The following is a 14427-nucleotide window of genomic DNA, read 5'->3' as shown; positions in this document are numbered from 1 at the left end:
GTCTAATATCCAGATTATGAAGATGAACGAGGGCGTCGAATGGGCGATGCACAGCTGCGTGAACCTCAGCTGGGTCCCCGGTGAGGCGGTCACCGCCAAGCGCCTCGCCGCCTTCTACGAGCTGCCGACGGCGTACCTGAACAAGCAGTTGCAGGCGCTGGCGCGGGCCGGGATCCTGACCTCGGCCTCGGGTCCGAAGGGTGGGTTCCAGCTGGCCCGGGACCCGAAGAAGATCAGTCTGCTCGACATCGTCGTGGCGATCGACGGGGCGGACGACGCGTTCCGGTGCACCGAGATCCTGAAGGCCGGGCCGGCGGCGAACCCGAAGACCGACTACGTGAAGACCTGCCACATCTCGCGAGCGATGCGCGCGGCCGAGCTCACCTACCGGCGCGAGCTCGCCGGCCAGAGTATCGCGGACATCGCCGAGCGGGTGCTGGCCGAGTTCCCGGCCGCGCCGGAGAACACCCGCACGCATTTCGCCAACCTCAAGTCCTAGCTGTTGTTCCATGCCTTAATTCTGGACATTCGACATCCACAAAGGAGCTTCATCATGACGTTCACCAAGCCTGTCCTGGTTCGCGCGACCGATGGCGAGGTGCTGTCCGCGAGTGGCGTGACGCTGCTGGCCGACGTACCGGAGACCGGCGGTCAGCTGACCAGCCACCGCTCGACCTTCCAGCCCGGCAAGGAAGGCGCTCCCCCGCACCAGCACCACGAGGCCTCGGAGCTCTTCTTCGTCCTCGCCGGCCAACTGCGCGTCCTCCTCGACGACGAGCTGATCGTCCTCGAACGCGGCGACTTCCTCGTCGTACCGCCCAGCACCACCCACGCCTTCGAAGCAGCCGGTACGTCGAACGCCGAGGTCCTCTTCGTCCTCACCCACGCCAAACCCCGCTTCGGCTACTACCGCCTCCTCGAGCAGGCCTACCGAGGCGACACCCCCTGGACCGAGGTAGCCGCCACCAGCGACCTCTACGACAACCACTACGCCGAAAGCCCCACCTGGCAAAACCGCTAACCACCCACCGCCATCCCCTCACCCACCTTGAGCACCCATCAACCGCCTAGCCCCCACACATGACCGCGCCGTGCACAAAGTCGCCGTACTGCCTCGCTTTGTGCACCGACCAACCACGTTTTGCATGCAGGAATGGCTGAGGGGTGCTCAAGGTCCGCTGGACCGCTAGTGCGGTAGGCCTTTGCGGACTCGGCTCAGGACCTGCCGGAGCGTTTTGAGGATCTCGTCGTGGCGGTGCCAGAGGTCCGGGAGAGCGTCCACTCTGTTCAAGGCCTCGACCTTGTCGCGCACGTCGTCGAGCTGTTCGTCGAGTCCTTCGTCACCACTCAGGAAGATTGCCTGGCCGATCGCGGATCGTGCCCGCGTATCGCATCGGTAGGCCTCCTGGCGGAGCGCCTCCCGCTCGGCGTCAGGCCGCTGTTCGATCCGAGCCCGGACGCGGCTGAACATCACGCGTTCGTACTCGTGAAGTGCTTCCACACAGGCGCCGTACACCTGCACCTGAGCGGCGAGCATCTGAGCCTCGCGTGCACTCGAGCGCTGCCAGTAGGCCGAGAGCGCCACCCCACCGATCGTCGCGACAAAACCCATCGCCGCGACGGCAACCGTCGAATCCATCTGCTCACCGTAGGGCCACGCGCAGCCCCTCGTCTGTAGCTCAGACGGAGCGGGTGACCACCAGGTCGCAGAGGGAGTCGAGGGCTTGGCGGGCGGGGCCTTCGGGGAGGGAGGTGAGGAGTTTGCGGGCGTCGGCGGCTCGGCGGCGGACGTCGTCCTCGGCCTGGGTGAAGGCGGGGTTGGCGCGGAGGAGTTCCAGGGTCTCAGCGAGGCGCGCGTCGTCGGTCAGGTCCGAGTCGAGAAGCTCCAAGAGCCTGGCGTCGTCGGGGTTCGAGGGGTCGGCCTGGGCGCGGAAGATGAGGACCGGGAGGGTGGGGACGCCTTCGCGCAGGTCGGTGCCTGGGGTCTTGCCGGACTGGCCGGAGTCGCCGGCGATGTCGAGGATGTCGTCGGCGAGCTGGAAGGCGATGCCGATCTCTTCGCCGAAGGCGCGCAGGGATTCCTGGACGTCTTCGGAGGCGCCGGCGAAGCGGGCGCCGAAGAGGGCGGAGGTGGCGATCAGCGAGCCGGTCTTGTCGGCGATGACCGAGAGGTAGTGCTTGAGCGGGTCCTGGCCTTCGCTGACGCCGAGCGTCTCGCGGATCTGGCCCTCGACCAGGCGGCCGAAGGTGCGGGCCTGGATCCGTACGGCGTCCGGTCCCAGATCGGCGACCAGGTCCGAGGCGCGGGCGAACAGCCAGTCGCCGGACAGGATCGCGACCGAGTTGTCCCAGCGCGCGTTCGCGGTGGCCGAGCCGCGGCGGAGCGCGGCCTCGTCCATCACGTCGTCGTGGTGCAGGGTCGCCACGTGGGTCAGCTCGACCACCACGGCTGCCTTGACGACGTCATCACGATTCAGCACCACGTCGGTCGAGGCCGGTGAGGGGCCGAACTCGGCCCCGATCAGGACCAGCAGCGGCCGGAACCGCTTGCCGCCGGCAACCATGACGTGCTGGGCGGCGGCGGTGACGAACGGCGCCTCGGACTCGGTGGAGTCGCGCAGCGCCTGTTCGACAGCCTCCAGCCCAGCGCGGACCCGGGCTTCGAGCGCCTCATCGGCGAACGCGAAGCCCAGGCTCTCGGCCGGCAGCGGCGGGGTCGGGCTCAACGGATGAACTCACCCGCGCGGGCCGCCAGGTCGAGCACCGGTCCGGGGACCAGTCCGAGAACCACTGTGGCGGCGAGACCGAGAGCGACCGCGGTCGTGGTCTGCCAGCCCGGCAGCGCCACGTCGGGCGCGTCGGCCGGCAGATCCGAGAAGAACATCAGCACGATCACGCGGACGTAGAAGAACGCGGCGACCAGGCTGGACAGGACGGCGACGACGACCAACGGCCACGCCCCACCGGTCCAGGCCGCGCTGAAGACCGCCCACTTGCCGGTGAAACCCGCGGTCAGCGGGATACCGGCGAAGGAGAGCAGGAAGAACGCGAAGATCCCGGCCAGCAGCGGCGACTTCTTGCCGAGGCCTGCCCACCGCGACAGGTGGGTGGCCTCGCCGCCCGCGTCGCGGACCAGCGTGACGACCGCGAAGGCACCGATCGTCGGGAAGCCGTAGGAGACCAGGTAGAACAGCACCGCCTGGGTCGAGGTGATGCCGTTGTGGACACCGTTCCCGACCTGGGCCAGGCCGACGAACGCGGTCAGCAGGAAGCCCGCGTGCGCGATCGACGAGTAGGCCAGCATGCGCTTCACGTCGGTCTGGGTGATCGCGACGATCGAACCGACCACCATGGTGAGGATCGCGACGATCCACATCATCGGCGCCCAGTCCCAGCGCGTACCGCCGAGGGCGACGTAGAAGACGCGCATCAGGCCGATGAACGCGGCGATCTTGGTGCAGGCCGCCATGAACCCGGTGACCGGCGTCGGCGCACCCTGGTAGACGTCCGGCGTCCAGGAGTGGAACGGTACGGCGCCGACCTTGAACAGCAGGCCGACCCCGATCAGACCGGTCCCGGCCAGCAGGATGGTCTCCGAGCCGGTGTCCTTGGCCAGTGCGTCCGCGATCCCGCCGAGCGACATGGTTCCGGCGTACCCGTAGAGCAGCGCGATCCCGAACAGCAGGAACGCGGAGGCGAACGCCCCGAGCAGGAAGTACTTCATCGCGGCTTCCTGCGAGATCAGCCGGCGACGACGCGCCAGGCCGCAGAGCAGGTACAGCGGCAGCGAGAAGACCTCGAGCGCGACGAACAGCACCAGCAGGTCGTTGGCCGACGCGAACAGCATCATGCCGCCGACCGCGAACAGGGTCAGCGGGAAGATCTCGGTGTGCTCGATCCGGGCCGCCGTGCCCTCACGCTCGGCCTCGGACCCCGGTACGGCGGCCGCCTGGCTCGCGAAGGCGGACAGGCCACCGTCGAGCGAGCGCTCGGCGAACAGCAGCACGCTGATCAGCGTCAGCGCCAGCAGGATCAGCCAGGTGAACAGTGCCGGGCCGTCGACCGAGATGGCGCCCTGGGCCGCGATCAGTTCCTTGTTGTCGTTGACCAGGAACCCGGTCAGCACCCCGGCGGCCAGCAGCGCCACCACGGTGATCGCCAGCTGCGCAGCGTGCCGCAGCGGCCGCGGCAGGAACGCCTCGGCGATAACGCCGACGCAGGCCGCGCCGAACACCACGAGCATCGGTGCGAGCTCGTTGTACTCGATCTTCGGCGCGACGAAGTCTGCCGCCGGCAGGATCAGGCCGATCACTTCTGTCCCTCCGTCACGGGGATCTGCGGAGCCTTGTCGGTGACACCGACACGCTGCATGGTCGACTCGACCGCGGGTTTGATGATGTCGACGATCGGCTTCGGGAAGATGCCGAGGCCGACGATCAGGAGCACGAGCGGGGCGATCGCGAGGATCTCCCGCTTGTTCAGGTCCTTCAGCTTCTCGATGCCTTCACGGACCGGCCCGGTCATCGTGCGTTGGTACATCAGCAGGATGTACAGCGCCGCCAGCACGATCCCGACGACCGCGATCACCGCGATCACCTTGTGCTTGCTGAAGGTTCCGGCCAGCACCATGAACTCGGAGATGAACGGCGACAGACCGGGCAGCGCCAGGCTGGACAGACCCGCGAACAGGAACGTTCCGGCCAGCACCGGGGCGACCTTCTCGACCCCGCCGTAGTCGGCGATCCGCGCGGACCCGCGCCGGGAGATCAGGTACCCGGCGACCAGGAACAGCGCCGCGGTGGAGAGACCGTGGTTGAACATGTAGAGCGTCGAGCCGGTCAGGCCCTGCGACGTCAGCGCGAAGATACCCATCACGATGAAGCCGAAGTGCGAGATCGACGTGTAGGCGATCAGCCGCTTGATGTCGGTCTGGCCGATCGCCACCAGGGCGCCGTACAGGACCGAGATCAGCGCGAGCACCAGGACCACCGGGGTGGCCCACTCGGACGCGTTCGGGAACAGGCCCAGACAGAACCGGATCATCCCGAAGGTGCCGATCTTGTCCAGGATGCCGACCAGCAGCACCGAGGTGCCCGGCGTCGCCTCACCGGCGGCGTCCGGCAGCCAGGTGTGGAACGGCACCATCGGCGCCTTCACCGCGAAGGCGAAGAAGAAGCCGAGGAACAGCCACCGCTCGGTGTTCTGGCCGATGTCGAGCTTGATCAGGTCACTGAGCAGGTACGACGGGTCGCCGGCGCGCGCGGAGAGCACGTACAGGCCGACCACCGAGGCCAGCATCAGCAGACCGCCGAGCAGCGAGTACAGCAGGAACTTCACCGCGGCGTAGGAGCGCTGCGGACCGCCGAAGCCACCGATCAGGAAGTACATCGGGATCAGCGTGGCCTCGAACAGCACGTAGAAGAGGAACACGTCGGTCGCCGAGAAGACACCGATCGACAGTGCCTCCAGCGCCAGGATCCAGGCGAAGAAGGACTTCTCCGACCAGCGGCCCTTGTCGGCGTCGTTCCAGGACGCGATCAGCACGATCGGGGTCAGCAGTGCGGTGAGGACCACCAGCACGATGCCGACACCGTCGAGGCCGAGGGCGTAGTTCGCGCCGAAGGCCTTGATCCAGGTGTGCGTCTCGTTGTACTTCTCGGCACCGTTCTGGTGGTAGCCGACGGCAACGATCGCCGTCAGCACCAGCGTCACCAGCGAGAAGCCGAGGGCCACCTGCTTGGACAGCAGTGCCTTCGCCTTGGGCACCAGCATGGTGGCCAGGGCGCCCACGAAGGGCAGCAGCAGTAAGAGGGTCAGCCAACCGATTTTCACGACAACCTCACCGCGAGGAGGGCGACGACCACGAATGCGGCGCCGAAGACCATGCTGAGTGCGTACGAACGGACGAAGCCCGTCTGGAACCGGCGGAGCCGGCCGGACAGCCCACCGAACAGTGCGGCCAGCCCGTTCACCAGGCCGTCCACGCCGCGGTTGTCGAGCCAGACCAGCGTCCGGGTGAGGTACTGGCCCGGGCGCATCAGGACCGCCTCGTTCAGAGCGTCACCGAAGAGGTCACGCCGGGCGAGGACCGTCAGCGGCGAACCGGCCGGGGCCTCCCGCGGGATGTCGCGGCGGTACTTCGCGACGGCGATCACGATGCCGACGGCAACCACCGCGAGCGTGATCACGGTCATCAGGATCGGGGCCAGCGGCGGGTGCTCCTCTTCGGCCCCGACGATCGGCTCGAGCCAGTGCTCGATCCAGTGCCCGGCGAAGTACAGCGCGCCACCACCCAGCGACAGCGCCGCCAGGATGATCAGCGGGATCGTCATCACCTTCGGCGACTCGTGCGGGTGCACGTCGTCGGCCCAGCGCTTCTTGCCGAGGAAGGTCATCAGCATCACGCGCGTCATGTAGAACGCTGTGATGCCCGCGCCGAGCAGCGCGCACAGACCGATCACCATGTTGTGCGCGAACGCCGCCTCGATGATCTTGTCCTTGCTGAAGAAGCCGGCGAACGGCGGGATGCCGAGGATCGCCAGGTAGCCGAACGCGAAGGTGACGAAGGTGATCTTCATCGGCGTCCGCAGGGCGCCGTAGTGGCGCATGTTCACGTCGTCGTTCATCCCGTGCATGACGGAACCGGCGCCGAGGAACATGTTGGCCTTGAAGAAGCCGTGCGTGATCAGGTGGAAGATCGCGAACACGTACCCGGCCGGGCCGAGACCCGCGGCGAGCATCATGTAGCCGATCTGGCTCATCGTCGAACCGGCGAGCGCCTTCTTGATGTCGTCCTTGGCGGTACCGATGATCGCACCGGCCAGCGCCGTGACCGTACCGACGATGACGACGGCGGTCGAGGCCGCCTCGGACATCTCGAAGATCGCGTGCGAGCGGACCACCAGGTAGACGCCCGCGGTGACCATGGTCGCCGCGTGGATGAGCGCCGACACCGGGGTCGGGCCCTCCATCGCGTCCAGCAGCCAGGACTGCAGCGGCACCTGTGCGGACTTACCGCACGCGGCCAGCAGCAGCATCAGGCCGAGCAGGGTGGCCCAGGTGCCCGACAGGCCCTCGGCACCGGCGTTCACCGAGGCGAAGGCCGAGGAGCCGAACAGGCCCCACATGCTCATCACCGCGAGCGAGAGACCGATGTCACCGACCCGGTTCACCACGAAGGCCTTCTTGGCCGCAACCGCGGCCGAAGTCTTGTGCTGCCAGAACCCGATCAGCAGGTACGACGCCAGACCGACGCCCTCCCAGCCGACGAAGACCAGCAGGTAGTCCGCCGCCAGCACCAGCAGCAGCATCGCCGCGATGAACAGGTTCAGGTAGGCGAAGAACCGGCGCCGCCGGACGTCGTGCTCCATGTAGCCGATCGAGTAGATGTGGATCAGCGAACCCACACCGGTGATCAGCAGCACGAACAGGATCGAGAGCGGGTCGATCAGCAGCGTGAAGTCGACCTTCACGTTCCCGACCGTGAACCACTCGAACAGGCGAACCGCCTCGGACCGTTCTTCGCCGCCCAGCCCCTGCATCTGGACGAACAGCAGGACGCCGCAGACGAACGAGGCCAGCGACGCCGCGGTGCCGAGCAGGTGACCCCACTTGTTGGTGGCCTTGCCACCCAACAGCAGGATCGCTGCGGACACCGCCGGAATCGCGACCAGCAGCCACGTCAGCTCATGACTCATCGGTTTCAGACCTCAGTACTTGAGCAGGTTGGCGTCGTCGACCGAGGCCGAACGACGGGTGCGGAAGATGGCCATGATGATCGCCAGGCCGATCACGACCTCGGCCGCGGCCACCACCATCACGAAGAAGGCGGCGATCTGGCCGTCGAGGTTGCCGTGCTGGCGGGCGAAGCTGACGAACGCCAGGTTGGCCGCGTTCAGCATCAGCTCGACACACATGAACACGACGATGGCGTTCCGGCGGACCAGCACGCCGAGCGCGCCGATACTGAACAGGATCGCCGCGAGCACGATGTACGGCTCGGTGCTCATGCCTTGCCTCCTTCGCCAAACCCGGTCTGGTCGGTGCTCTCGGCATCGGACCGGACCTTGTCACCGGGGTCGCCCTCGCTGATCTCGAGCACGGTGTTGATCTCGTCGCGCTCCTCAGCTTCGGGGAACACGGTGCCACGAGCCTGCAGGACGCGCGAAACCGAGGTGGGTGCGATCGACCCGTCCGGCAGCAGGGCCGGCGTGTCGACGGCGTTGTGCCGGGCCAGTACGCCGGGAGTCGGCAGCGGACCCGGGTGGACCCCCTGCTCGGCGTACTTGCGGATCCGCTCCTCGGCGTGGTCACGCTGGGTGCGCTTCTTGGTCAGCCGCTCCCGGTGCGCGAGCATCATCGCGCCGAGGGCCGCGGTGATCAGCAGCGCCGAGGTGACCTCGAAGGCGAACACGTACTTGCCGAACAGCAACTGGGCGATGCCCTTGGGATTGCCGTCCGGCTGCGCGTCGGCCAGGCCGATCGGGTTGCCGTAGATGCCGTTGCCGACCGCGGCGACGATCAGGATGCCGAAGCCGAGGAACGCGACACCGGCGAGCAGCCGCTGTCCGCGAATCGTCTCCACCAGGGAGTCGGACGCGTCGACACCGACCAGCATCAGCACGAACAGGAACAGCATCAGGATCGCGCCGGTGTAGACGATGATCTGTACGGCGAACAGGAACGGAGCGTCCTGAGCGGCGTACTGGACGGCCAGGCAGATCATCACCGTGGCCAGCAGCAGCGCGGAGTGCACGGCCTTGCGGACCAGCACCATCGCGATCGCGGCCAGCACCATCACCGGTGCGAGCAGCCAGAACGCGACCTGGGAACCGACGACCATCGGAGTCACTTCGCGTCACCACCGTCGGTGGCTGCCGCGCCGGTCAGGCCGCGGTAGTAGTCCTTGTCGGTGGTGCCGAGCTGCATCGCGTGCGGCGGCTCCTGCATGCCCGGAAGCATCGGGGCCAGCAGATCCTTCTTCTCGTAGATCAGCGAGGCGCGGCTGGAGTCGGCCAGCTCGTACTCGTTGGTCATCGTGAGCGCCCGGGTCGGGCACGCCTCGATGCACAGTCCACAAAGGATGCAGCGCAGGTAGTTGATCTGGTAGACGCGGCCGTACCGCTCGCCGGGCGAGAAGCGCGCGGAGTCGTCGCCGTCGACGTTGTCCGCGCCTTCGACGTAGATCGCGTCGGCCGGGCAGGCCCAGGCGCACAGCTCGCAGCCGATGCACTTCTCCAGACCGTCCGGCCAGCGGTTCAGCTGGTGCCGGCCGTGGAAGCGCGGTGCGGTCGGCTTCTTCTCGAACGGGTACTCCTCGGTGAACACCTTGCGGAACATCGTCCGGAAGGTGACCCCGAACCCGGCTACCGGGTCCCAGAGAGCTTCTTTGACGCTAGCCACGGCTGCCTTCCTTGCTACGACTGTCTGTCTCGCTCGCGGTATCGACGATCGGTGGTGGCACCGGGAACCCGCCGGCGAAGGCGTCGAACTCCTTGCCCTCGGCAAGCTCGGTGGTCTGGTCGGTCTTCTTGCCCGGGAAGAGCATCGAGATCAGCGCGAGCGCGACCGCGATCCCGGCCGCGACCAGCAGCCAGGTGCGCGGCGTCGAGGCCTCCCGGCCGACCGCGCGGACGGTGGCGACGAGCAGGATCCAGCCCAGCGAGACCGGGATCAGGATCTTCCAGCCCAGCTTCATGAACTGGTCGTAGCGCAGTCGCGGCAGCGTTCCGCGCAACCAGATGTAGAAGAAGATGAAGCCCATCAGCTTGCCGAAGAACCACAGCACCGGCCAGTAGCCGGAGTTCGCGCCGTCCCACAGCGAGATCGGCCACGGGGCCTGCCAGCCGCCGAGGAACAGCGTGGTGGCCAGCGCCGAGACCGTCGCCATGTTGATGTACTCGGCCAGGAAGAACATCGCGTACTTGATCGAGGAGTACTCGGTCAGGAAGCCCGCGACCAGCTCGCCCTCGGCCTCGGGCAGGTCGAACGGCGCCCGGTTCGTCTCACCGATCATCGAGACCACGTAGATCACGAACGACGGGAAGAGCAGGAACGCGTACCAGCCCGGGATCGGGATGTCGACGCCGAACAGGTTCACCGTCTGGTGCGTGCTCTGCGCCGCGACGATCTCCGAGGTGGACATCGAGCCGGCGAAGAGGAACACCGTGACCAGGGCCAGCCCCATGCCGACCTCGTAGGAGATCATCTGGGCGCTGGAGCGCAGACCGCCGAGCAGCGAGTACGTCGAGTTGGACGACCAGCCGCCGAGCACGATGCCGTAGATGCCGATCGAGGCGATCGCCATCACGTAGAGCACCGAGACCGGCAGGTCGGTCAGCTGCAGGCGCGTGTAGGTGTCGGTGAACGGGATCTTCACCGTCGGCCCGAACGGGATCACGGCGAAGGTCAGGAAGGCCGGTACGGCGGTGAGCACCGGTGCCAGCACGAAGACGAACCGGTCGACGCCCTTCGGCATCAGGTCTTCCTTGAGCATCAGCTTCACACCGTCGGCCAGCGACTGCAGCAGACCGAAGGGCCCGTGCACGTTCGGTCCGACCCGGTGCTGCATCCGCGCCACCACCCGGCGTTCCCACCAGATGTTGAACAGCGTCAGCAGGACCAGCAGCACGAAGATGATCAGCACCTTGAGGCCGATCACCCACCACGGGTCATGCCCCACACCCGCGTCCGGCGGGGCGGCCAGCGGAATGAAAGTCATGCGTTCCCTCCGGCGATCGTCACGATCGAACCGTGATCGGCGTGCAGTGAACGACGGACGTGGGAGTCGACCGAGTTGCTCGGCAGCCAGACCACGTTGTCGGTCATCGGGGTGATCGCGACCGGGAGCCGGACGGATCCGGCGTCGGTGCTGACCACCAGCTCGTCACCGTCGGCGAGGCCGACGCGGTGTGCGGTGGTGGCCGAGACCCGGGCGACCGGCTTGCGCGCGGTCGCGGTCAGGTGCGGCTCGCCGTCGCAGGCGCGGCTGTCGTCGATCAGCATCCGCCAGGTCGCCAGGCGGGTGGAGTCGAACGCACCCAGCGCCGGACCGGCCTGGTACGTCGGCTCCTGGGCGCGGTCGCCGTCCCAGCGGCCGAGCTCGTCGTACTCGCGCTTGGCGCCGGCCGGCGTGGTGAACCCGAGCGTGCTGTCCATCTCCTGGGCCAGTGCGGCCAGGGCGCGGACATCCGGCATCGCGGCGGGCACCTTGAGCACGACCGGGAACGGCCGCTCGCGACCCTCCCAGTTCACGAAGGTGCCGTCCTTCTCCGCCGGCGGAACGACCGGGAAGACGACGTCGGCGTGCTCGGTGACCTGCGAGTTGCGGACCTCGAAGCTGACCACGAACGGCGCCGCGGCCAGGGCGGCCAGTGCGGCAGCCGGGTCGGGCAGGTCGTCGACCTCGACGCCTGCCACCACCAGCGCACCGAGCGAGGACGCCGACGCGAGGATCTCGGTCAGGTCCTTACCCGTTGCCGACGGCAAGCTGTCGACGCCCCAGGCGGCCTGCAGGTCGACCCGCGCCTGCGGGTCGGAGACCAGACGGCCACCGGGCAGCAGGCCCGGCAGGCAACCGGCGTCGAGCGCGCCACGGTCACCCGCACGACGCGGGATCCAGACCAGCTGCGCACCGGTGTCGAGCGCCAGCCGCAGCGCCGCCGAGTACGCACCCGGAACGCTCGCGAGCCGCTCGCCGACGATGATCACCGAGTCCGCGCCGAGCACACCCTTGACGTCGGCGTTCAGACCGGACAGTACGGCGGCCTCGGTGCCGGGCTCAGCCGGTACGACGATGCCGCCCAGCTTCTCGACCCCGCGTGAGGCGAAGGCGGCGACCGTGAACACCTTGGTGCCGTGGGCCTTGACGGCCTTGCGCAGCCGCAGGAACACCGACGGCGCTTCCTCTTCCGGCTCGAACCCGGCGAACAGCACGGATCCCGCGTTCTCGAGGTCGGCGAACGTCGTACCGAGGCCGGTGCCGGCCACCGCGGCGGCCAGGAAGTCGGCCTCCTCGGCGGAGTGCGGGCGGGCCCGGAAGTCGATGTCGTTGGTGCCGAGGGCGACCCGGGCGAACTTCGAGTACGCGTAGGCGTCCTCGAGGGTCAGCCGGCCACCGGTCAGTACGGCGGCGTTGCCGCGGGCCGCGGTGAGCTTCTCCGCGGCGAAGGTCAGCGCCTCCGGCCAGGACGCGGGCCGCAGCTCGCCGTCCTCGCGGATCATCGGGTGGGTCGGCCGGTCACCGGTGCTCGCGTAGTTGAACGCGAACCGGTCCTTGTCCGAGATCCACTCCTCGTTGACCTGCGGGTCGTCGCCGGCCAGCCGGCGCATCACCTTGCCGCGCCGGTAGTCGACGCGGATCGCGGCACCCGACGAGTCGTGCTCGGCCACCGAGGGTACCGAGACGAGGTCGAACGGCCGGGACCGGAACCGGTACGCCGCGCTGGTCAGCGCACCCACCGGGCAGATCTGGATGGTGTTGCCGGAGAAGTAGCTCTCGAAGGGCTCCTTCTCGTAGATGCCGACCTGCTGCAGCGCACCGCGCTCGATCAGCGCGATGAACGGGTCACCGGCGATCTGCTCGGAGAACCGGGTGCAGCGCGCACAGAGGATGCAGCGCTCGCGGTCGAGCAGCACCTCCGACGAGATGTTGATCGGCTTGGGGTAGGTCCGCTTGATCTCGTGGAAGCGGGTCTCGCCCCGGCCGTTCGACATCGCCTGGTTCTGCAGCGGGCACTCGCCACCCTTGTCGCAGACCGGGCAGTCCAGCGGGTGGTTGATCAGCAGGAATTCCATCTGGCCGTGCTGAGCCTTGTCCGCGACCGGCGAGCTCACCTGCGTACGGACCACCATGCCGTCGGCGACGGTGATCGTGCAGGAGGCCTGCGGCTTCGGCATCCCGCGGCCGTTGCCGGCGTCGGTGATCTCGACCAGGCACTGGCGGCAGGCGCCGACCGGGTCGAGCAGCGGGTGGTCGCAGAAGCGCGGGATCTGGATCCCGATCTGCTCGGCCGCCCGGATCAGCAGGGTGTTCTTCGGAACCTTGACCTCGATGTCGTCGATGGTGACGGTGATGAGGTCGGTCCGCTCCACCTCGGCTCCGGCCGGAGGGTTCGCTTGGATCGTCATGCGCTTGCTCCAGCGGTCGCGAAGACGGTGCTTGCCATCGGGTCGAACGGGCAGCCGCCGTGGGTGAAGTGCGCCAGGTACTCGTCCTTGAAGTGCTGGATCGAGCTGGTGATCGGCGCGGTCGCACCGTCGGCCAGTGCGCAGAACGAGCGGCCGGTGATGTTCTCGCTCAGGTCGAGCAGAGTCACCAGGTCCTCTTCGCTGCCCTGGCCGTGCTCGAGCCGCTCGAGGATCTGCACCAACCACCAGGTGCCCTCACGGCACGGGGTGCACTTGCCGCAGGACTCGTGCTTGTAGAACTCGGTCCAGCGCAGCGTCGCCCGGACCACACACACGGTCTCGTCGAAGATCTGCAGCGCCTTGGTCCCGAGCATCGAGCCGACCGAACCGACACCCTCGTAGTCCAGCGGGATGTCGAGGTGCTCGGCGGTCAGCAACGGCGTCGAGGACCCACCCGGCGTCCAGAACTTCAGCTCGTGACCCTCGCGGATCCCACCGGCCAGATCGATCAGCTGGCGCAGCGTGATCCCCATCGGGGCCTCGTACTGACCGGGCTGCTTGACGTGTCCGGACAGCGAGTACAGCGTCATGCCCTTGGACTTCTCGGTGCCCATCGAGGAGAACCAGTCCGCGCCGTTCTTGATGATGGCGGGAACAGACGCGATGGACTCCACGTTGTTGATCACTGTGGGGCACCCGTACAGACCGGCGACCGCCGGGAACGGAGGACGCAGCCGAGGTTGACCGCGCCGACCTTCCAGCGAGTCCAGCAGTGCCGTCTCCTCGCCACAGATGTAGGCGCCGGCGCCGGCGTGCACGATGACGTCGAGGTCGTAGCCGGTGCCGAGGATGTCGGTGCCGATGAAGCCGGCGTCCTTGGCCTCCTGGACGGCCTGCTGCAGCCGGCGGATCACGTGCAGGACCTCACCGCGGACGTAGATGAACGCCGTGCTGGCACGGATCGCGTACGACGCGATGATGACGCCCTCGACCAGCGTGTGCGGCGAGGCCATCATCAGCGGGATGTCCTTGCAGGTCCCCGGCTCGGACTCGTCGGCGTTCACGACCAGGTACTTCGGCTTCGGGTTGTCCTGCGGGATGAACGACCACTTCATCCCGGTCGGGAAGCCCGCGCCACCACGGCCGCGCAGACCGGAGTCCTTGACGGCGGTGACCACGTCGGCCGGCTGCATCGCCAGCGCCGTACGGAGGGCGTCGTACCCACCGGTGCGCTGGTACGACGAGAGCTGCCACGCGTTGATCTGGTCCCAGTTGTCGGACAGTACCGGGGTCAGCATG

General features: G+C 67.8%; 13 protein-coding genes. 2 read left to right on the top strand and 11 right to left on the bottom strand.

The window, feature by feature from the left end:
• The first annotated feature begins 16 nt into the window (after nt 1-16).
• A complete protein-coding gene (locus ACIA49_RS09185; protein ID WP_396376612.1) occupies nt 17-499 on the top strand; it encodes an RrF2 family transcriptional regulator in 483 nt (160 codons plus the stop codon).
• 54 nt (nt 500-553) lie between these two features.
• The gene (locus ACIA49_RS09180; RefSeq protein WP_396376610.1) at nt 554-1021 is read left to right on the top strand and encodes a cupin domain-containing protein; all 468 of its coding nucleotides are present in this window, start codon (nt 554-556) and stop codon (nt 1019-1021) included.
• A 165-nt stretch (nt 1022-1186) separates the two neighbouring features.
• Here the strand turns inward: ACIA49_RS09180 and ACIA49_RS09175 are convergent, their stop codons facing one another.
• From ACIA49_RS09175 to nuoF, 11 genes are all read right to left on the bottom strand, one after another.
• Nucleotides 1187-1639: a hypothetical protein gene (locus tag ACIA49_RS09175; protein ID WP_396376609.1), complete on the bottom strand. Its 453-nt coding sequence runs from the start codon at nt 1637-1639 to the stop codon at nt 1187-1189.
• Nucleotides 1640-1679: 40 nt separating this feature from the next.
• The gene (locus ACIA49_RS09170) at nt 1680-2726 is read right to left on the bottom strand and encodes a polyprenyl synthetase family protein (RefSeq protein WP_396376608.1); all 1047 of its coding nucleotides are present in this window, start codon (nt 2724-2726) and stop codon (nt 1680-1682) included.
• Nucleotides 2723-4243 (bottom strand): NADH-quinone oxidoreductase subunit NuoN, encoded by a 1521-nt coding sequence (nuoN, locus tag ACIA49_RS09165; protein WP_396377179.1) that lies wholly within the window; start codon nt 4241-4243, stop codon nt 2723-2725. Before nuoN ends, ACIA49_RS09170 begins: the two co-directional genes overlap by 4 nt.
• 65 nt (nt 4244-4308) lie before the next feature.
• On the bottom strand, nt 4309-5832 hold the full coding sequence (locus ACIA49_RS09160; RefSeq protein WP_396376607.1) for an NADH-quinone oxidoreductase subunit M: 1524 nt from the start codon (nt 5830-5832) through the stop codon (nt 4309-4311).
• On the bottom strand, nt 5829-7697 hold the full coding sequence (nuoL, locus tag ACIA49_RS09155; RefSeq protein WP_396376606.1) for an NADH-quinone oxidoreductase subunit L: 1869 nt from the start codon (nt 7695-7697) through the stop codon (nt 5829-5831). Before nuoL ends, ACIA49_RS09160 begins: the two co-directional genes overlap by 4 nt.
• 12 nt (nt 7698-7709) lie before the next feature.
• Complete coding sequence (gene nuoK / locus ACIA49_RS09150; protein WP_132411663.1) at nt 7710-8009, bottom strand: NADH-quinone oxidoreductase subunit NuoK; 300 nt, start codon at nt 8007-8009, stop codon at nt 7710-7712.
• On the bottom strand, nt 8006-8842 hold the full coding sequence (locus ACIA49_RS09145; RefSeq protein ID WP_396376605.1) for an NADH-quinone oxidoreductase subunit J: 837 nt from the start codon (nt 8840-8842) through the stop codon (nt 8006-8008). The genes nuoK and ACIA49_RS09145 overlap by 4 nt, the downstream gene beginning before the upstream one ends.
• A gap of 5 nt (nt 8843-8847) precedes the next feature.
• Complete coding sequence (gene nuoI / locus ACIA49_RS09140) at nt 8848-9402, bottom strand: NADH-quinone oxidoreductase subunit NuoI (RefSeq protein ID WP_396376603.1); 555 nt, start codon at nt 9400-9402, stop codon at nt 8848-8850.
• A complete protein-coding gene (gene nuoH, locus ACIA49_RS09135; RefSeq protein ID WP_396376602.1) occupies nt 9395-10720 on the bottom strand; it encodes an NADH-quinone oxidoreductase subunit NuoH in 1326 nt (441 codons plus the stop codon). The genes nuoI and nuoH overlap by 8 nt, the downstream gene beginning before the upstream one ends.
• Entirely contained in the window at nt 10717-13128 is a 2412-nt protein-coding gene (locus ACIA49_RS09130) for an NADH-quinone oxidoreductase subunit G (protein ID WP_396376600.1), read from the bottom strand. The genes nuoH and ACIA49_RS09130 overlap by 4 nt, the downstream gene beginning before the upstream one ends.
• Complete coding sequence (nuoF, locus tag ACIA49_RS09125; protein WP_396376599.1) at nt 13125-14426, bottom strand: NADH-quinone oxidoreductase subunit NuoF; 1302 nt, start codon at nt 14424-14426, stop codon at nt 13125-13127. Before nuoF ends, ACIA49_RS09130 begins: the two co-directional genes overlap by 4 nt.
• Nucleotide 14427: the final 1 nt, after the last annotated feature.

The sequence above is a fragment of the Kribbella sp. NPDC051587 genome (assembly GCF_044453945.1).
Taxonomy (GTDB): domain Bacteria; phylum Actinomycetota; class Actinomycetes; order Propionibacteriales; family Kribbellaceae; genus Kribbella.
Note: the sequence above shows the minus strand (reverse complement) of the source record. Positions and strands in the feature narration are given on the sequence as shown.